An 18357-nucleotide genomic window follows, 5' to 3' on the forward strand; every position below is an offset into this window, starting at 1 on the left:
CGCCGACATCAATCAGCCCAGTGGACGCGCAGACGCGCGCCTTCCAGGTTGATCGCGTTGAGGATCGGGTACTGCTGGGCGTCGTTGCTGTCCAACGCCTGGCGCAGCACCTGCAGCTTCTGCTTGCCGCGCAGCAGCAGCAGGCGCTGGCGGCATTGGCGCAGCCCATGCGGGGTCAGCGTGATGCGCAGCGGCCACTGGTTCGCGCCCGGGCAGCCGGTGGCATCCAGCGCGGCGTAGGGCAGGGTGCTTTCCAGTGCGCGGGCCAGGTCCTTCGAGCCGGGGAACAGCGAGGCGGTGTGGCCGTCGTTGCCCATGCCCAGTGCCACCAGGCTCGGCGGCTGGCTGTGCTGGGCTTGCAGGTTGGCGGTGTACACACATTCCGGCAGGGGTTTGCCAATGCGCACCAGCGGATCGAAATGCGCACCCTCGGCGCGCTTGAGCAGGTGCTCGCGCACCAGCCATGCGTTGCTGTCGCGATCCTGCGGCGACAGCCAGCGCTCGTCGGCCAGGCTCACTTCAACCCGGTCCCAGTGCACGTCCAGTTCGGCCAGCGCCTGGTAGACCGGTGCCGGCGTGGTGCCGCCGGACAACAGGATGCGGGCGCGGCCCACTTCATTGATGTCGTGGTTGAGGGTCTGCGCCATCTCGGCGGCTACCGCTTCGATCCAGCCGTCGGCATCGCCGTGGTGGATGAACTCGACGCGGTCGTCGTGGAAGGTGGGGCTCATGCGGCAACTCCAGGTGCGTCACGTTCGGCATCGGCGGCATAGGCGGCGGCGCCCAGCAGTCCGGCATGGGGATGCATCACGGCCAGCGACGGCACCCGCGCCATGATCGAAGAGAACCGCCCCTTGTGTTCGAAGCGCTGGCGGAACCCGGAGTGCTGCAGCGAATCGAGCATCTTCGGGGTCAGTCCACCGGTGAGGAACACGCCGTCCCAGGCGCCCTGGGTCAGTACCAGGTCGCCGGCAATGGCGCCGAACACGGCGCAGAACACATCGACGGTGCGCATTGCCTGCGGATCGCCATGCAGGGCGCGGGCGGTCACGTCCACCGGCTGCAGCTGGCCCGGGTCGATACCGGCCATCTCGCACACCGCGCGATGGATGTTGACCAGGCCGGGGCCACAGATCAGGCGCTCATTGGAGACGCGGCCGAACTGCTCGGACAGGATCTCCAGGATGCGGATCTCCTCCGGCGTTCCCGGCGGGAAGCTGACATGGCCGCCTTCGGTTTCCAGCGGGTAGCAGCGGCCGTGGCGCAGGATCAGGCCCCCGACGCCGAGCCCGGTACCAGGCCCGATCACCGCATAGTTGCGTGGCTGGCCCGGCTTGCCCGGCACCCAGGCGGCGCCACCGACCTGGACCACGTCCTCGGGCTGCAGCAGCGAGATCGCCATTGCCTGTGCGGCGAAGTCGTTGATCAGGTGCAGCTCGTCGAAACCGAGCATCGCAGCGGTGCGGCTGCGCGAGATCACCCACGGATGATTGGTGATGCGTGCCTCGTCACCGTCTACGCGACCGGCCACCGCGAACACGCCGCGGCTGGCGGCAGCGCCGATCTGCTCAAGGTGATGGCGGGCGGCATCGCCAAGCGACGGGAACTCCGCCACTGCGTACTCGCGGATGCTCTCCTTCAGCAATGGCGCGTCCAGCGAGGTGTCGGCCAGGGCGAAGCGGGCGTTGGTGCCACCGATGTCGGCGACCAGCACCGGCTGCGAGTTGGCACTCATGCCGACGCCTCGCTGTCCGGTGCGTCCACGCCCTGCGGCAGGAACTCCGTTGCGTTGCTCGGGCCCCATTGGCCGGCGGGATAGGGTTCCAGCGGCAGCTTGGCCTCCTTCCAGGCGTCGGCCACGCTGTCGATCCACGCCCAGGCGGCGCGCACTTCGTCGTCACGCACGAACAAGGTGTGGTTGCCGTTGAACGCATCCAGGAACAGGCGTTCGTACGCGATGCGGCGATGCAGGCCGGTCGGCACCGACAGTTCCAGTTCCAGCGGATGCAGTTCCAGCGCGCCCCATTCCGGGCCGGCCAGACTGCTCATCAGGCCCAGTTCGATGTTCTCCTGCGGCTGCAGCTGGAACACCAGGCGGTTCGGTGCGGCCTGGGCGCGCTGCGGGCGCTCGAACAGCCAGTGGGTGACCGGCTTCAGCGTGACCACCACGCGGGTGGTGCGCTCGGGCAGGCGCTTGCCGGTGACCAGGTGGAACGGCACGCCGCTCCAGCGCCAGTTGTCGATGTGCGCGGTGACGCCGGCGAAGGTTTCCACGTCGCTGCCTTCCGGCGGCTGGTAGGCCTGCGCCGGCTGGCCGTTGATGGTGCCGGCGGTATAGCGGCCGCGGATGCTGTCACGCGCGGCGTGCCTGGCATCGAGCGGACGCAGCGCGCGCAGCACCTTGACCTTCTCGTCGCGGATGCGATCGGCTTCCAGCGAGGCCGGCGGCTCCATCGCCACCATGCACAGCAGCTGCAGGATGTGGCTCTGCACCATGTCGCGCAGCGCGCCGGAGCGGGCGTAGTAGGCGTCGCGGCCATCCACGCCTTCGCTCTCGGCCACCAGGATGTGCACCGATTCGATGTAGTTGCGGTTCCATACCGCTTCCAGCAGCGTATTGCCGAAGCGCAGGGCGATCAGGTTCTGCACCGCCGCCTTGCCCAGGTAGTGGTCGAGACGGAACACACGGTCCTCGTCGATCCACTGGCCGATGGTGCTGATGATTTCCTCGGCGCTCTCGCTGTCGCTGCCGATCGGCTTCTCCAGCATCAGGCGTGCCGGCGCGGCGAGGGCGCCACCCTTGGCCAGGCCTTCGCAGGTGGAGATGTACAGGCCCGGCGGAATGGCCAGGTAGCTGACGCACTTGCGATGCACCAGATCGGAGACGGCGGCGGCGACAGAGTCGACGTCGCGCAGGTCGACCGAACGGTAGTCGATGCGGCGCAGCAGGCCGTTGATGTCGTCCTGCGAGGCCATCGGCATGGCCTGCTGCAGGCGCGGGCGCAGGATGTCATGGAAGGCTTCGGTGTCATGCCCGGACAACGCCAGTGCGCGGATGCGGAAGTCCTCCGGCAGCAGGCCGTCGCCAAGCAGGCGAAGCAGCGAAGGGAACAGGTAGCGCTGGGCCAGATCACCTGTGGCACCGAACAGGAAGAGGGTGTCGTGCATCGCTCGAGTTTCAGATCCGGGTGACATCGTTGTCAATCGCTTCATAGCTGGGTTCGGGGGACATCCGCGCAACTGCCTGTCCGAGGTTCGTTGGGGGCGTTCTCCGGGGCACCGGAAGACCGTTCCATTCGAAACCACTACCCCGGCGGAACCTTCGTTCAACCGCCGACGCAGATCGGTGCGCACCGATCATCGGATAGTGCCACGTGAAAACGTTTACATGGCAGAATGGGCAACTGTATTCGATTGCAGTGCTCGCCGTCATGCGGCAAGCGCGCAATCATCACTGCCATCGGGAGGGCCGAGGCAGTCCCAAAAGACAGCCCGGCTTCGGGCGGACCGGATAGGTGATATGGCAAAAGTGCAGTTGCAGGGTGTGCGCAAGGTCTATGACAACGGCCAGGTCGCGGTGAAGGACGCCACCTTCGAGGTCGCCGACGGCGAGCTGATGGTGCTGGTCGGTCCCTCCGGCTGTGGCAAGTCGACCCTGCTGCGGATGGTGGCTGGCCTGGAAGAGATCAGCGGCGGCACGCTGACCATCGGTGATCGCGTGGTCAACGATGTGGCGCCGAAGGATCGCGACATCGCGATGGTGTTCCAGAGCTACGCGCTGTACCCGCACATGACGGTGGCCGAGAACCTGGCCTTCGGCCTGAAGCTGCGCGGCCATGACAAGGCCACCATCGACAAGCGCATCGCCGAGGCGGCGCAGACGCTGGGCCTCACCGAGATGATGGACAAGCTGCCCAAGGCGATGTCCGGCGGCCAGCGCCAGCGTGTTGCGTTGGGCCGGGCGCTGGTGCGCGAGCCGGCGGTGTTCCTGCTTGACGAGCCGCTGTCCAATCTGGATGCCAAGCTGCGCCACAGCGTGCGTACCGAAATCGCGCAGCTGCACCGCAAGCTGGGCACCACCATGATCTACGTGACGCACGATCAGGTCGAGGCGATGACCCTGGGCCAGCGCATCGTGGTGCTGAAGGACGGCATCATCCAGCAGATCGATACGCCGATGGCGCTGTACGACCGTCCGGCCAATCTGTTCGTGGCCGGCTTCCTCGGCAGCCCGGCGATGAACGTTCTGCGCGGCACGCTGCAGGGCGATGCCGGCGGCGTGACCGTGGTCGACGGCGACTGGCGTGCACCGCTGGGCCAGGCCACGATCGATCCGGCGTGGCTGCAGAAGCCGATCGCGGTGGGCGTGCGTCCGGAGCACCTGCAACCGGCGGCCGCCGATGATGCGCATGCGTTCATCGCGCGCATCGAAGGCATCGAGCCGGTCGGCAACGAGATCTTCGTGAATCTGAGCAGTGGCCAGCACGCGCTGACCATGCGCGTGGCGCCGCAGTCGCTGCCGGCGGTGGGCGAGCAGATCCGCGTGGCGATCCATCCGCAGGGCCTGCATTTCTTCAGCGCGGAAACCGGCGAGCGCCTGTAACGGGTAGTGCCGGCCGCTGGTCGGCAGCCTCAACCGTGCTTGGTTGCCGGCCAGCGGCCGGCACTACCATTTCAGGCGTGTGGACCAACGGTCCGCACCCACCAGTGCAGATCCCCACCAACCTGCTTCAGCGCGCCAATCCATCCAGCAGCGGCATGCGCTGCGCGATCGCATCACCGACCTGCAGATCAGCGTCGCTGGCTTCCAGCGGCAGCACGGCCAGTGCCAGGTCGCCGGCCACGCAGGCAATCGTGCCCAGCGCCGCGCCGTCCTGCTGCACGCCATCGCCGGCCTGCGCCGGTGCCGCGGTATGCAGCAGCTGCACCGCGCGCTTGGCTTTGCCGAGGAAGTGGGTGCGGGCGACGATTTCCTGGCCTGGATAGCAGCCCTTCTTCACGCTGTAGCCGTTCAGGCGGTCCAGGCCCAGCTGCTGCGGGGTCCACACCTCGCGCTGGCCTTCTTCCAGTCGCGGCAGCCCGTAGCGCAGGTCGGCCTGGCGCCAGGCCAGGGCGAAAGCGGCCTCATCGGTTTCGCTGCCGGCCGCAAAGGCATCGGCGGCGCCGATGCGCAGGGTGCGCGGCAGGGCATCGCTGCCCAGGTCCAGTTCCCAGCCATCACCTGCGGCCTGCGCAATCGCGGCGCCGCTGGCGGCCTCGGGCGCAGTGAATGCCCCGGCCGCCGCCAGATCATCGCGCACCAGCACCTTCACCTTGCGGCGGAACACGAAGCGCTGCAGTTGCGACGCAATCGCATCGGCATCGGCATCGCCATCCGCCAGCACCAGCATTAGGTGGTCGTCGGCCAACCGCAGCAGCTGGAACACCGCCAGGGTGCGGCCCTTGGCGCTCAACCAGGCACTCCACTGCCAGTGCAGCAGGGGCAGGGCGGTGACATCGCTGCTGAACTGGGCGTGGGCAAAGACAGCCGCATCCGGGCCCTGCAGGCTCAGCAGCTGGTGGCCGGGCAGGCGCGGATATCCGACGAAAGCAGGGGGCAGGTTGTCAGGCACGTGAACGAGGTCTAAAATTTGTGCGTTGCGAGACCGAACATGATAGGCCAAACAACCCCCACTCCCGACGACGAATCTGAAGCCCCGCTGGTCCCCGCGGCACCCGTGCCCGTGGAACAGGAAAAAGCAGAAGAATTCGGCGGCCGCGGCGGACTTGATCCGGTGCGGTATGGCGATTGGGAGAAAAACGGACGCTGCATCGATTTCTGATCAGCATTGAGCCAACGCGGCCGCGTGCCGCCCAGCCGAGACAACGAGCCCAGCGAATGGCGACCAGACAACGCCCACTTTCCCCGCACCTTCAGGTGTATCGCTGGCAGATTCAGATGGCCACCTCGATCCTGCATCGAGCCACTGGCGTCTTTCTGTCTGTTGGTGCCCTCATCATCGCTGCCGGCCTGCTGGCCCTGATGATGGGGCCCGAGTCCTGGAACTGCTTCACCGGCCATGCCGGGGCCTGGTATGGCCGCGTGTTCCTGTTCGCGTGGACATGGTCGTTCGCCTATCACCTGTGCAATGGCATCCGCCATGTGGTGCAGGACTTCGCCATCGGCTTCAGCATCCCCGCCTTCATCCGCAGCAGCTGGCTGTCGGTCACCGGCAGCCTGGTGATCACCCTGCTGGTGTGGGCCTATGTGATGTTCGGAGGTGCCGCGTGAGCAAGTTCCGTACCCCGTTGAAGAACGTGCGTGGCCTTGGCTCGGCCAAGACCGGCACCGAGCACTTCGTGCATCAGCGCCTGACTGCCGCCGCGCTGGTGGTGCTGGGTATCTGGTTCCTGGTCTTCGTGCTGGGCCTGCTGGGCTCGGACTACGCGACCGCCGCCGCCGCCGTGGCCAAGCCGTGGAACGCAGTGCCGCTGATCGGCCTGCTGATCGCCATGTTCTGGCACGCGCAGCTCGGCATGCAGGTCGTGCTGGAAGACTACATCCACGAATCGCTGCTGGCCCTGGTGCTGCAGACCGCGGTGAAGTTCGTCGCCGTGCTCGGCATGATCGTCAGTGTGTTTGCGGTGGGCCGCATCGCCCTCGGCGTTGCCTGAGCCCAGGCACCAACACAGGAATCCAGATTAGATGTCCGCTTACAAGATCACCGAACACAAGTACGACATGGTCGTGGTCGGCGCCGGCGGCGCCGGCCTGCGCGCCACGTTCGGCCTGGCCGCCAAGGGCCTGCAGACCGTGTGCCTGACCAAGGTCTTCCCGACCCGTTCGCACACCGTTGCCGCCCAGGGCGGTATCTCGGCCGCACTCGCCAACATGGGCGAAGACGACTGGCGCTACCACTTCTTTGACACCATCAAGGGGTCGGACTGGCTGGGCGACCAGGACGCCATCGAGTACATGTGCCGTGAGGCCATCCCGGCCATCATCGAGCTCGAACACTACGGCGTGCCGTTCTCGCGCACCGCCGAAGGCAAGATCTACCAGCGTCCGTTCGGTGGCATGACCACCAAGTACGGCGAAGGCCCGGCGGCGCAGCGTACCTGCGCGGCGGCCGACCGTACCGGCCACGCGATGCTGCACACCCTGTACCAGCAGTCGCTGAAGCACGATGCGCGCTTCATGATCGAGTACTTCGCGCTCGACCTGATCTTCGACGACGAAGGCGCCTGCCGCGGCGTGCTGGCCCTGGACATGTCCGACGGCACCCTGCACCTGTTCCGCGCCCAGGGCGTGGTACTGGCCACCGGCGGCTACGGCCGTGCCTACTTCAGCGCCACCTCGGCGCACACCTGCACCGGCGACGGTGGCGGCCTGGCCATGCGTGCCGGCATCGCCATGCAGGACATGGAGTTCGTGCAGTTCCACCCGACCGGCATCTACGGCGCCGGCTGCCTGATCACCGAGGGTGTCCGCGGTGAAGGTGGCATCCTGCGCAACAGCAGCGGCGAGCGCTTCATGGAGCGCTACGCGCCGCACTACAAGGACCTGGCCTCGCGCGACGTGGTCAGCCGTTCGATGACCATCGAGATCCGCGAAGGCCGCGGCGTCGGCGAGCACAAGGACCACATCCTGCTCGACCTGACCCACCTCGGCCCGGGCGTGATCGACGACAAGCTGCCGGGCATCGCCGAAAGCGCCCGCATCTTTGCCGGCGTCGACGTGCACAAGCAGCCGATCCCGGTCATCCCGACCGTGCACTACAACATGGGCGGCATCCCGACCAACTACCACGGCGAAGTGGTGCAGAAGGTCGGCGACAACGACAATGCTGTGGTGCCGGGCCTGTACGCCATCGGTGAAGCGGCCTGCGTGTCCGTGCACGGCGCCAACCGACTGGGCTCGAACTCGCTGCTGGACCTGGTGGTGTTCGGTCGTGCGGTGGCCAACCGCTGCGCCGAGACCATCAAGCCGGGCGCATCGCACAAGCCGCTGCCGGCCGATGCCTGCGACAAGGCACTGGGCCTGCTGGACAAGCTGCGCCACGCCAACGGCGATACCCCGACCTCGGTCATCCGCGATCGCATGCAGCGCACCATGCAGGCCGACGCGGCCGTCTTCCGCACCAGCCAGACGCTGAAGGAAGGCTGCGAGAAGATGGACAAGATCTTCGACTCGTTCCAGGACGTGAAGGTCTCCGACCGTTCGCTGGTGTGGAACTCGGACCTGATCGAGACCTACGAGCTGAACAACCTGCTGCTCAACGCGGTGGCGACGATCAACTCGGCCGAACAGCGCAAGGAAAGCCGTGGTGCGCATGCGCACGAGGACTATCCGGACCGCGACGACGTCAACTGGCAGAAGCACACCCTGGTCAGCGTCGACGAGAAGGGCAAGTGCAGCTTCGACTACCGTCCGGTGCACATGTACACGTTGACCGACGACGTGTCCGTGGTGCCGCCGAAGCCGCGCGTGTACTGATCCGACCCCGCCTACCATGCAATCCGCGCCCACGGGCGCGGGCCGCCTGAGCCAACGAGAGCAGCCATGGCCGAGTTTTCACTCCCCAAGAATTCCAAGATCACGAAGGGCAAGCACTTCCCCGTCAAGAACGGCGGCAAGAACGTGCGCACCTTCAAGATCTACCGCTGGAGTCCGGACGACGACAGCAACCCGCGCACCGATACCTATGAAGTCGATCTGGACGCCTGCGGCCCGATGGTCCTGGACGCCCTGATCAAGATCAAGAACGAGATCGACCCGACCCTGACCTTCCGCCGCTCGTGCCGCGAAGGCATCTGTGGTTCGTGCGCGATGAACATCGACGGCACCAACACCCTGGCCTGCACCCGAGCCATCTCGGACTGCGGCAAGAAGGAAGTGCCGATCTACCCGCTGCCGCACATGAACGTGGTGAAGGATCTGGTTCCGGACCTGACCCACTTCTATGCGCAGTACGCCTCGATCAAGCCGTGGATCCGCACCCAGACCCCGGCACCGCCGGACCGTGAGCGCCTGCAGTCGCCGGAAGACCGCAAGAAGCTGGACGGTCTGTATGAGTGCATCCTGTGCGCCTGCTGCTCGACCAGCTGCCCGAGCTACTGGTGGAACGGCGAGCGTTACCTGGGCCCGGCGATCCTGCTGCAGGCCTACCGCTGGATCATCGACTCGCGTGATGAGGACACCGGTGCGCGCCTGGACGATCTGGAAGATCCGTTCAAGCTGTACCGCTGCCACACCATCATGAACTGCGCGCGGACCTGCCCGAAGGGCCTGAACCCGGCACTGGCGATCGCCGAGATCAAGAAGCTGATGATGGAACGCCGCGCCTGATCAGGCCCGGCGGTATCTGGTAGAGCCACGCGACGCGTGGCTGTGCCACCCCCAGTAGAGCCACGCCATGCGTGGCTTTGCTGTATCTGGAGAAACACGATGGAAGAAGATGTTCTGCTGAAGAAGCTGCGCTGGCGCTGCCGACGCGGCATGCGTGAGCTGGACCAGCTGTTCGGCCGTTATCTCGACCACGAATGGAGCACCGCGCCGACCGAGGAGCGCGAGGTTTTCCTGTTCCTGCTCGACTGCGAGGACGATAAGTTGTGGCGCTGGTTCATGGGCTATGAGGCCTGCCCGCATGCGCACGCGATCTCCCTCATGCAGAAGATCCTCGCCCTCAAGCCTTGAGTGGCGCCCCTCGCGGCTGCAGGCCGCCGCCCAGCTGGCGGTTCTGCTGGCCGCACCCTGGCTGCTGCGCGCATCGGATCTGCCGCCCAGGCTGCTGACGCCGGCGGTGTTGCTGGCCTGGGGCATCGGGTTGGCCGAACTGGCCTGGCGCCAGCGCAGGCCGCGCGTGCAGGTGCTTCTGCCGGTACCGCCCGAGCCGCTGCAGGTGGCCGGGCAGGACGTCGATGCACCACAACTGGTCGTGCGTGGGCCGTGGCTGTTGTTGCTCTGGCGTGAGGATCGGCGCCGCCGGCGCCTGCTGTTCTGGCCCGATGTGCTCGATTCCAGGCAGCGACGTGAACTGCGACTGGCCGTGGCCGCACGCGGCGTTTCCCGTAGGCCCCGGTCGATGGCACCATAAGCTGAATTGACCGGCGTGCCTGCATGTTCAAACCCATTCCCGTGGCCATTGGCCTGCGCTACCTGCGCGCCAAGCGCCGCAACGGCTTCATCTCCTTCATCTCGATGGCATCGATCCTGGGCATCGCGCTCGGCGTTACGGTGCTGATCACCACCCTGGCGGTGATGAGCGGTTTCCAGAAGGAAATCCGCAGCCGCCTGCTGCAGATGACCGCGCACACCACCATCAGCCGCGACGGCGAGCCGATGCCGGACTGGATGCGCGTGGTGGACGTCGCCCGCAAGGACCCGCGCGTGGCCGGTGCCGCGCCGTACATCGAGATCCAGTCGATGATCAGCGGCCCGCGCGTGCAGGGAGCAATCATCCAGGGCATCGATCCGGCGCTGGAGCCGAAGGTCTCGGTGATCGACAAGAAGGTCACCAAGGGCAGCTATGACAGCCTCAAGCCGGGCAGCTTCAACGTGCTGCTGGGCAAAGAGCTGGCGGTCTGGCTGGGCGTGGACGTTGGCGACCAGGTGCTGGTGACCTTTGCAGAAGTGCAGGGCACGCCTGCTGGCGCAGTGCCGCGGATGAAACGCTTCACCGTCAGCGGCATCTTCGAGGCCGGCTACAACGAGGTCGACCGCGGCGTCGGCTTCGCCAACATGCAGGACCTGGAGCGCGTGCTGCGTTCCGATGGCGCTACCGGCGTGCGGCTGAAACTGCACGACATGGACCGCTCGCTGGAAGTGGGCGTGGACCTGGCGCAGAGCCTCGGCGGCGCGTACCGGGTCAGTGACTGGACCCAGCAGAACGCCAACCTCTACCACTCGCTGCGCATGGAGAAGGTAGTGATGGGCATCCTGCTGTCGCTGATCATCGCCATGGGCGCTTTCAACCTGGTGTCGTCGCAGGTGATGCTGGTCACCGACAAGCAGGCCGACATCGCCATCCTGCGCACCCTTGGCCTGACTCCGGGCGGGGTGATGCAGGTGTTCATGGTGCAGGGTTCGCTGATCGGCATCTTCGGCACGCTGGCCGGCCTGATCGGCGGCATCACCCTGACCCTCAACCTGGAACGCATCCTCGGCGCCATCGAGAGCGTGTTCAACGTCAAGCTGCTGCCGGAGGATGTGTACTACATCACCGGCCTGCCGACCGACATGCAGACCGGCGACGTGGTGGCGATCACCGTGGTCGCGCTGCTGATGAGCTTCCTGGCCACCCTGTATCCCGCCTGGCGGGCAGCACGCACCCAGCCGGCGGAGGCCCTGCGCTATGAATAAGGTCTTCAACCGCGGCGACGAAGTGATCCGCGCCGAAGCACTGGGCAAGACCTACGCTGAAGGGCGCATGCAGACCCCGGTGTTCGATGGCCTGGACCTGACCGTGACCGCCGGCGAGACGGTGGCGATCATCGGTGCCTCCGGCGCCGGCAAGAGCACGCTGCTGCACCTGCTGGGCGGCCTGGACATTCCAACCGCCGGCGAGGTCTACGTGACCGGGCAGCGCATGTCGGCGCTGTCGGATACCGCGCGCGGTCTGCTGCGCAACCAGGCGCTGGGCTTCGTCTACCAGTTCCATCACCTGCTGCCGGAGTTCACCGCGCTGGAAAACGTGATGATGCCGGTACTGCTGGCTGGCACTGCGGTAGCAGAAGCGAGCAGCCGGGCCACCACGCTGCTGGAAGCGGTCGGCCTCGGCCACCGCCTGGATCACAAGCCGGGCGAGCTGTCTGGTGGTGAGCGGCAGCGTGCTGCGGTGGCGCGGGCACTGGTCAATCACCCGGCCTGCGTGCTGGGTGACGAGCCGACCGGCAACTTGGATGACCGCACGGCCGCCACGGTGTTCGAGCTGATGCTGGAACTGAATCGTGCGCGTCACACCAGCCTGGTGCTGGTCACCCACGACCGCAGCCTGGCGCGCCGCCTCGACCGGGTGCTGGAGCTGCGCGAAGGGCGCTTGCACGCACTGGCCCACGCCGACGTCTGAGGCGCCGGGGCCGCTTTGGTGGAAGCCGACCCTGGTCGGCTGCTCCTGCAGGGCAGGCGCCAACCAAGGTTGGTGACTTCCGGAATCCGGGGCCTTGGGTCTGCTTGGGTAGAGGTCGGCCTTGGTCCACCGCCGACCAGCGCCTGAATGGGGCTGTCGGTCGTCGCGCCGCCGTTGCCGGCCCGGGCGCATGATGGCGACAGTTCCCCGAGGAGATCGCCATGAAGACCCCGTTCCTGGTGGCCGGACTCTGCCTGGCGCTGGCCGCGTGTGCGACCACTGGCCGGCTCAGCAGCGCCGAGAAGCTTGACCTGTACCGTGCCCACGCCGGCGCGCCGCAGAACGACATGCAGTTCTTCGGCACCCTCAATGGCTGGACTGAGCTGGGTGACAGCGCGCTTGCGGTATGGACGCGTCCCAGCGAGGCCTACCTGCTGGAGTTGAGGGGGCCCTGCCAGGACCTGCCATATGCCACCGCCATCGGCCTGACCAGCCAGATGAATCGTGTTTCGGCGCGTTTCGACAAGGTGCTGGTGCGCGACCCTACCGGCGGCCCGCGCCTGCCGTGTTTCATCGACAGCATCCGCAAGCTGGATGTGAAGGCACTACGCGCTTCCGAGCAGGAGCTGCGCCAGGCGCAGGTGCAGGAGCGCGAGGACAACACGAAATAGCGCGGTAGTGCCGGCCGCTGGCCGGCATCGCGCAGATGCCAGGTTGCCGGCCAGCGCCCGGCACTACCTGTGCGTCAGGCTTCCGGAGTGAAGCCGGCCGGCTTTTGCGCGTCCTTCTCGAACAGGAACTTGACCAGTTCGCCTTCAAGGAACGCGCGATGTTCCGGCGTACGCGGCGACAGGCGGTTCTCGTTGATCAGCATGGTCTGGTGCGCCAGCCACGCAGCCCAGGCCTGCTTGCCGATGTTGTTGAAGATGCGCTGGCCCAGCTCGCCGGGATAGGGCACGAAGTCCAGGCCCTCGGCATCGCGTTGTTCGTACTGGCAGAAAACGGTTCGGGGCATGGCACTCACTCGTGGTTGCGGGGTTTCTTGGAAGTTCGTTTTGGCGTCTTGATCGTCGCGCCGTCGAGCAGTTTGCGGATCGGCGCGGGCAGGCCCAGCGCGCGCAGTTCATCGTAGGCGACCCAGCGCAACGTGGGTTCTTTCACGCGCAGGCCGTTCACCTGGCGCGACAGTACCTGCAGGTGCAGCCTGTAGTGACTGAAGGTGTGCTGCAGCACTGGCAGCTCCTCGGCGTCTTCCAGCGAACCTTCAACATGCGCATCGAACCAGTCCTGCAGGTCGCTGCCGGCCTCGGCCTGCGGCAGCGTCCACAGCTGCGCCCAGATGCCGGTGTCCGGCCGCTTCTGCAGCAGCACGCGCTGCTGGGGGTCGCGCAGCAGCAGGGCCACTGCTTCGCGCTCGGGCAGGGTCTTGCTGGGCTTGGGCGTGGGTAGTTCAGCGGTGCGGCCTTCGCGGCGCGCCACGCACGCGTCCTGCAGCGGGCAGATCACGCAGGCGGGTCTGGCGCGGCTGCATACGGTCGCACCCAGGTCCATCTGCGCCTGGGTGTAATCGGCCATGCGCCCGGTCGGCACCTGCGCCACGTGCGCCTCGGCGATCGCCCACAACTGCTTCTCGATGGCCGGAAGGCCCGGGAAGCCGTCGATGCCGTGGTAGCGGCTGAGCACCCGCTTGACGTTGCCATCGAGGATCGCGAACGGGTCGTTCCAGGCCTGGCTGAGGATCGCACCGGCGGTGCTGCGGCCGATGCCGGGTAGGGCATGCAGCGCGTCGAAGTCACGTGGCAGGTCGCCGTCGTGCAGTTCCACGCAGCGCTTGGCTGCCGCGTGCAGGTTGCGTGCGCGGGCGTAGTAGCCGAGCCCGGCCCACTGCGCCATCACCGCGTCATTGCTGGCGGCGGCGAGGTCGGGCAGGGTCGGAAAGTGCTGCAGGAACCGCTGGAAGTACGGGATGACCGTACTCACCTGGGTCTGCTGCAGCATGATTTCCGACAACCAGACCCGATAGGGGCTGCGCGGATGCTGCCAGGGCAGGTCGTGGCGGCCGTGGTCGTCGAACCAATGCAGCAGGTGGGCGACGAAGTCGTCGGTCTGCATGGTTCCGGCGCTGGCGTGCGGCTGGCGGGGCATCGGTATTCCGGAGGTGGGCAGCCACCCATGGGGTGGCTCTACCGGGCTGCAGTAGAGCCACGCCAAGCGTGGCTGCACGGTCTATCAGGCACCCAGCGCTTCGGGCAGCAGGGCGTCAACGAAGGCTTCCGGATCGAATACGCGCAGGTCTTCCGGGCGCTCGCCGATGCCGGCGAAACGGATCGGAATGCCGAACTCGCGGGCCAGCGCGAACACCACGCCGCCCTTGGCAGTGCCGTCCAGCTTGGTCACCACCAGGCCGGTCACGTTCACCGCTGCATTGAACTGGCGCAGCTGCGACAGCGCGTTCTGGCCGGTGGTGCCGTCGATCACCATCAGTACTTCGTGCGGTGCAGTGGCGTCGATCTTGCCGAGCACGCGGCGGATCTTGCCCAGCTCGTTCATCAGGCCGGACTGGGTGTGCAGGCGGCCGGCGGTATCGGCGATCAGCACCGAGGTGCCGCGGGCCTTGCCGGCCTGCAGCGCATCGAATGCCACCGAAGCGGCATCGGCGTTCTGCCCTTGGGCGACCACGGCCACGCCGTTGCGCTCGCCCCAGGCCTGGAGCTGTGCGACGGCGGCGGCGCGGAAGGTGTCGCCGGCGGCCAGCATCAGGCTGTGGCCTTCATCCTTGAAACGCTTGGCCAGCTTGCCGATGGTGGTGGTCTTGCCAACGCCGTTGACGCCGACGGTAAGCACCACGAAGGGCTTGGCATTGCGGTCGATCACCAGCGGCTTGGCCACCGGCTGCAGGATCGCGATCAGCTCGGCGCGCAGCGCGGCCAGCAGCGCATTTGCATCTGCGAACTCACGCGACTTCATGCGCTTGCGCAGGCCCTCGACCAGGTCGGTGGTGGCACCCACGCCGACGTCGGCGGTGATCAGGGCGGTTTCCAGCTCGTCCAGCAGGTCGTCGTCGAGTTTTGGGTTGCGCGAGAACAGGCCACCGAAGCTGCGCGCGATGACGCTGTTGCGCAGGCGTTCGCGCCAGCCGGGCTTGCCGGCAGGTGCCGGAGCAGCGTCGACCGAGGCGGCAGCAGGCAGGTCGTCGGTGACCGGTGCCGGGGTGGGCTCGGGCAGCGGTGCGGGTGCCGGTTCGATGGCCGGGGTCGCGATGGGGGCGACGTCGATCTGCGCCGTCGGCGCAGGAGCTGCCGGAACCGCTGCGGCTGGGGCCGGAATCGCCGGGGTGGGCTCGACAGCGACCGGAACGGCGGTTGCCGGGGGCGGCTCGACCGGTGCAGGCTCGGCCGGTACGGCTACCGGTGCCGGCTCCTTGTCCTCGACCGGCGCGGCCGACGGAAACGCCGCCGCCAGCTCTTCAGCCGAGTAGTGCTGGGTCTTGGGTGCCTCCGTTGCGGGGGCATCCTGGGGCTTCTTGCGGCGGAAAAAACTGAGCATTGGCAAAAGGCGCTGAAATCAGAGGGATATGCTACCACTCAGGCCTGTCGGGCCGATGTGGACTCAAGGTCGCGGCCGGCCGGCCGTTAACCGGTCCGGAGGGCTGCGCAGGGCGGTCCGGAGACCGCCATGAACAACGTGATGGGAATCGCCCTCGGCGGGATGCGTGCGGCCCAGCAGGGCGTGCAGGTGGCCGCGCACAACGTGGCCAACCTGGCGACTCCTGATGCCCAACCCCTGCAGCTGCAACGCAGTACGGTGGAGCAGGGCGGGGTGCAGGCCGCGGTGACCCCTACCGGCACCGATGGCAGTGCACCACTGGGTGATCTGCTGGCAGCGAAAGCCGAGGTGGTGGCTTTCGCTTCCAACGCCGCGGTGATCCGACGCCAGGACCAGATGCTCGGCTCGCTGCTGGATCGCGAGGCCTGAGCCTCCCGGCTTTCGCGGGTGTCAACCTTGGTTGACAGGCTCGACCCGCCTGGTAGATGCCAATCCTGGTTGGCACTCACCACCCGCCCCGGTAGGTGCCAACCTTGGTTGGCACGCTTTTTGGGCGCCAACCGAGGTTGGCCTCTACCAGAGCATCGCCGGGTAAGCCGGGCCATGCCCGGCGACCACCTTGTCGATCAGGCTGACAGCTCCAGCAGCAGCTTGTTCAGGCGCGCCACATAGGCGCCCGGATCCTTCAGGCTGTCGCCGGCGGCCAATGCAGCCTGGTCGAACAGCACCCGGCCCAGATCGTCGAAACGCGCGCCATCGGCTTCAGCATCCAGCTTGGCGATCAGCGGATGGCCCGGGTTGATCTCCAGCACCGGCTTGCTGTCCGGCACCTTCTGCCCGCTGGCCTCCAGGATCTGGCGCATCTGCAGGCCCAGGTCCTGTTCGCCGATGGCCAGCACCGCCGGCGAATCGGTCAGGCGGTGCGAGACGCGCACGTCGGCCACGTCATCGCCCAGCACCGTCTTCAGGCGCTCGACCAGGCCCTGCTTGTCCTTGGCCGCTGCTTCCTGTTCCTGCTTGTCCGCTTCGGTTTCCAGCGCGCCCAGGTCGAGGTCGCCGCGGGCGATGTCGACGAAGCCCTTGCCGTCGAAATCGGTCAGGTAGCCCATCAGCCACTCGTCGATGCGGTCGGTCAGCAGCAGCACTTCCACGCCCTTCTTGCGGAACACTTCCAGGTGCGGGCTGTTGCGCACCTGGCTGTAGCTCTCGCCGGTCAGGTAGTAGATCTTGTCCTGGCCTTCGGCCATGCGGCCGAGGTAGTCAGCCAGCGACACGTTCTGCGCATCGCCGTCGCCACGGGTGGAGGCGAAGCGCAGCAGGCCGGCCACCTTCTCGCGGTTGTTGTAGTCCTCGGCCGGGCCTTCCTTCAGCACCTGGCCGAATTCCTTCCAGAACGTGGCGTACTGCTCCGGCTTGTCTGTGGCCAGCTTTTCCAGCATGTCCAGCGAGCGCTTGGTCAGCGCGGCCTTCATCGAATCGATGACCGGACCGGACTGCAGGATCTCGCGCGAGACGTTCAGCGACAGGTCGTTGGAATCGACCACGCCCTTGATGAAGCGCAGGTACAGCGGCAGGAACTGCTCGGCCTGGTCCATCACGAACACGCGCTGCACGTACAGCTTCAGGCCCTTGGGCGCATCGCGGTGATACAGGTCGAACGGCGCGCGGCCGGGCACGTACAGCAGCGAGGTGTACTCCAGCTTGCCTTCGACCTTGTTGTGGCTCCACGCCAGCGGATCGCTGTGGTCGTGTGCCACGTGCTTGTAGAACTCGGTGTACTCGGCGTCGCTGATCTCGGTGCGCGGGCGGGTCCACAGCGCGCTGGCGCGATTGACGGTTTCCCATTCGACCGCGGCGCCTTCTTCGCCACCTTCCTTCGGCATCTGGATCGGCAGGCCGATATGGTCCGAATACTTCTTGAGGATGCCGCGCAGGCGCCAGCCATCGGCGAAATCGTGCTCGCCGTCCTTCAGGTGCAGCACGATGCGGGTGCCGCGCTCGGCCTTGTCGATGGTGGCCACTTCGAAATCGCCTTCGCCGCGCGAGGTCCAGCGCACGCCTTCGCCTGCAGCCAGGCCGGCGCGGCGCGAGGTCACTTCCACTTGGTCTGCAACGATGAAGGCACTGTAGAAGCCGACGCCGAACTGGCCGATCAGCTGCGAATCCTTTTTCTGGTCGCCGGACAGCTGGCGGAGGAAATCGCCGGTGCCGGACTTGGCGATCGTGCCGAGATGGGCAATTGCCTCGGCGCGGCTCATGCCGATGCCGTTGTCTTCGATGGTGATGGTGTGGGCGGCGGGGTCGAAGCTGACGCGCACGCGCAGCTCGCTGTCACCTTCAAGCAGGGCCGGCTGGGTCAGGGCTTCGAAGCGCAGCTTGTCGGCAGCGTCAGCGGCGTTGGAGACCAGCTCGCGCAGGAAGATCTCCTTGTTGGAGTACAGCGAGTGGATCATCAGCTGCAGCAGCTGCTTGACTTCGGTCTGGAAGCCAAGGGTTTCGGTCTGGGTGGTCTCGGTCATCGATAGGGCTCCATGTGCAATGCCGCGCCAGCGCGTGCGGCCTCGCCAAGGGGTAGGGGTGATTGTCCCGAAATCAAGGGGTTGTTCGGCAGGGCTTGCAGCCCTGCACCTGCAGAGGCCGATGCAACAGCAACAGCAACATCAACAGCAGCAGCGGGCTATCCGTGGGATGGCGGGGCGGTGTGGGTTGGCAGGACACGCCGTGAACCCATCCATGGGGGCTCGATGGCGCCATCCATGGCGCC

At 66.7% G+C, this 18357-nt stretch carries 20 protein-coding genes; 12 read left to right on the forward strand and 8 right to left on the reverse strand.

Annotation, left to right across the window (positions count from 1 at the left end; genetic code table 11):
- Positions 1-8: 8 nt before the first annotated feature.
- Genes pgl through zwf form a run of 3 tightly spaced genes read right to left on the reverse strand, consistent with a single transcriptional unit; the run spans position 9 to position 3168 of the window.
- Positions 9-731 (reverse strand): 6-phosphogluconolactonase, encoded by a 723-nt coding sequence (gene pgl, locus O0K41_RS16695; protein ID WP_005412970.1) that lies wholly within the window; start codon positions 729-731, stop codon positions 9-11.
- A complete protein-coding gene (glk, locus tag O0K41_RS16700) occupies positions 728-1735 on the reverse strand; it encodes a glucokinase (RefSeq protein WP_005412971.1) in 1008 nt (335 codons plus the stop codon). Before glk ends, pgl begins: the two co-directional genes overlap by 4 nt.
- On the reverse strand, positions 1732-3168 hold the full coding sequence (gene zwf, locus O0K41_RS16705) for a glucose-6-phosphate dehydrogenase (RefSeq protein WP_005409072.1): 1437 nt from the start codon (positions 3166-3168) through the stop codon (positions 1732-1734). Before zwf ends, glk begins: the two co-directional genes overlap by 4 nt.
- Positions 3169-3520: 352 nt before the next feature.
- Here zwf and ugpC point away from each other — a divergent pair, with 352 nt between their 5' ends.
- Complete coding sequence (gene ugpC, locus O0K41_RS16710; RefSeq protein ID WP_164222892.1) at positions 3521-4603, forward strand: sn-glycerol-3-phosphate ABC transporter ATP-binding protein UgpC; 1083 nt, start codon at positions 3521-3523, stop codon at positions 4601-4603.
- Positions 4604-4730: 127 nt separating this feature from the next.
- On the opposite strand, the gene O0K41_RS16715 is transcribed toward ugpC, so the two are convergent.
- Positions 4731-5612: a folate-binding protein YgfZ gene (locus O0K41_RS16715; protein ID WP_164222889.1), complete on the reverse strand. Its 882-nt coding sequence runs from the start codon at positions 5610-5612 to the stop codon at positions 4731-4733.
- Positions 5613-5651: 39 nt separating this feature from the next.
- Here O0K41_RS16715 and O0K41_RS16720 point away from each other — a divergent pair, with 39 nt between their 5' ends.
- From O0K41_RS16720 to O0K41_RS16765, 10 genes are all read left to right on the forward strand, one after another.
- Positions 5652-5822 (forward strand): DUF1674 domain-containing protein, encoded by a 171-nt coding sequence (locus O0K41_RS16720; protein ID WP_005409075.1) that lies wholly within the window; start codon positions 5652-5654, stop codon positions 5820-5822.
- Positions 5823-5878: 56 nt separating this feature from the next.
- Positions 5879-6271, forward strand: a complete 393-nt coding sequence (gene sdhC, locus O0K41_RS16725) for a succinate dehydrogenase, cytochrome b556 subunit (protein WP_005409076.1) — start codon at positions 5879-5881, stop codon at positions 6269-6271.
- Entirely contained in the window at positions 6268-6654 is a 387-nt protein-coding gene (gene sdhD / locus O0K41_RS16730) for a succinate dehydrogenase, hydrophobic membrane anchor protein (protein WP_005409077.1), read from the forward strand. Before sdhC ends, sdhD begins: the two co-directional genes overlap by 4 nt.
- A 31-nt stretch (positions 6655-6685) precedes the next feature.
- The gene (gene sdhA / locus O0K41_RS16735) at positions 6686-8476 is read left to right on the forward strand and encodes a succinate dehydrogenase flavoprotein subunit (protein WP_005409078.1); all 1791 of its coding nucleotides are present in this window, start codon (positions 6686-6688) and stop codon (positions 8474-8476) included.
- Positions 8477-8542: 66 nt separating this feature from the next.
- Positions 8543-9328 carry a succinate dehydrogenase iron-sulfur subunit gene (locus tag O0K41_RS16740; RefSeq protein ID WP_005409079.1) on the forward strand — a complete coding sequence of 262 codons (786 nt, stop codon included), beginning with the start codon at positions 8543-8545 and terminating at the stop codon, positions 9326-9328.
- A gap of 99 nt (positions 9329-9427) precedes the next feature.
- On the forward strand, positions 9428-9676 hold the full coding sequence (locus O0K41_RS16745; RefSeq protein ID WP_049451040.1) for a succinate dehydrogenase assembly factor 2: 249 nt from the start codon (positions 9428-9430) through the stop codon (positions 9674-9676).
- Positions 9627-10076: a hypothetical protein gene (locus O0K41_RS16750; RefSeq protein ID WP_049451041.1), complete on the forward strand. Its 450-nt coding sequence runs from the start codon at positions 9627-9629 to the stop codon at positions 10074-10076. Before O0K41_RS16745 ends, O0K41_RS16750 begins: the two co-directional genes overlap by 50 nt.
- A 23-nt stretch (positions 10077-10099) precedes the next feature.
- Positions 10100-11341 carry a lipoprotein-releasing ABC transporter permease subunit gene (locus O0K41_RS16755; protein ID WP_005409082.1) on the forward strand — a complete coding sequence of 414 codons (1242 nt, stop codon included), beginning with the start codon at positions 10100-10102 and terminating at the stop codon, positions 11339-11341.
- Positions 11334-12047: a lipoprotein-releasing ABC transporter ATP-binding protein LolD gene (gene lolD / locus O0K41_RS16760; RefSeq protein ID WP_005409083.1), complete on the forward strand. Its 714-nt coding sequence runs from the start codon at positions 11334-11336 to the stop codon at positions 12045-12047. Before O0K41_RS16755 ends, lolD begins: the two co-directional genes overlap by 8 nt.
- 221 nt (positions 12048-12268) lie before the next feature.
- Positions 12269-12718 carry a DUF6491 family protein gene (locus O0K41_RS16765; RefSeq protein WP_049451042.1) on the forward strand — a complete coding sequence of 150 codons (450 nt, stop codon included), beginning with the start codon at positions 12269-12271 and terminating at the stop codon, positions 12716-12718.
- A 74-nt stretch (positions 12719-12792) separates the two neighbouring features.
- Here the strand turns inward: O0K41_RS16765 and O0K41_RS16770 are convergent, their stop codons facing one another.
- The 3 genes from O0K41_RS16770 to ftsY form a co-directional block, all read right to left on the reverse strand.
- Complete coding sequence (locus O0K41_RS16770; protein ID WP_005409085.1) at positions 12793-13062, reverse strand: oxidative damage protection protein; 270 nt, start codon at positions 13060-13062, stop codon at positions 12793-12795.
- Between the two features lie 5 nt (positions 13063-13067).
- Positions 13068-14192, reverse strand: coding sequence for an A/G-specific adenine glycosylase (gene mutY, locus O0K41_RS16775; protein ID WP_149500931.1), 1125 nt, complete (start codon positions 14190-14192; stop codon positions 13068-13070).
- Between the two features lie 84 nt (positions 14193-14276).
- Positions 14277-15593, reverse strand: a complete 1317-nt coding sequence (gene ftsY, locus O0K41_RS16780; RefSeq protein WP_012479774.1) for a signal recognition particle-docking protein FtsY — start codon at positions 15591-15593, stop codon at positions 14277-14279.
- A 129-nt stretch (positions 15594-15722) separates the two neighbouring features.
- Between ftsY and O0K41_RS16785 the strand changes: the two genes are divergently transcribed.
- A complete protein-coding gene (locus O0K41_RS16785; RefSeq protein WP_108270159.1) occupies positions 15723-16022 on the forward strand; it encodes a hypothetical protein in 300 nt (99 codons plus the stop codon).
- 197 nt (positions 16023-16219) lie between these two features.
- Here the strand turns inward: O0K41_RS16785 and htpG are convergent, their stop codons facing one another.
- Positions 16220-18112: a molecular chaperone HtpG gene (gene htpG, locus O0K41_RS16790; protein ID WP_099484527.1), complete on the reverse strand. Its 1893-nt coding sequence runs from the start codon at positions 18110-18112 to the stop codon at positions 16220-16222.
- Between the last annotated feature and the right edge of the window lie 245 nt (positions 18113-18357).

Origin of the sequence: Stenotrophomonas sp. Sm2128, assembly GCF_030985535.1 — a bacterium.
GTDB classification, from domain to species: domain Bacteria; phylum Pseudomonadota; class Gammaproteobacteria; order Xanthomonadales; family Xanthomonadaceae; genus Stenotrophomonas; species Stenotrophomonas maltophilia.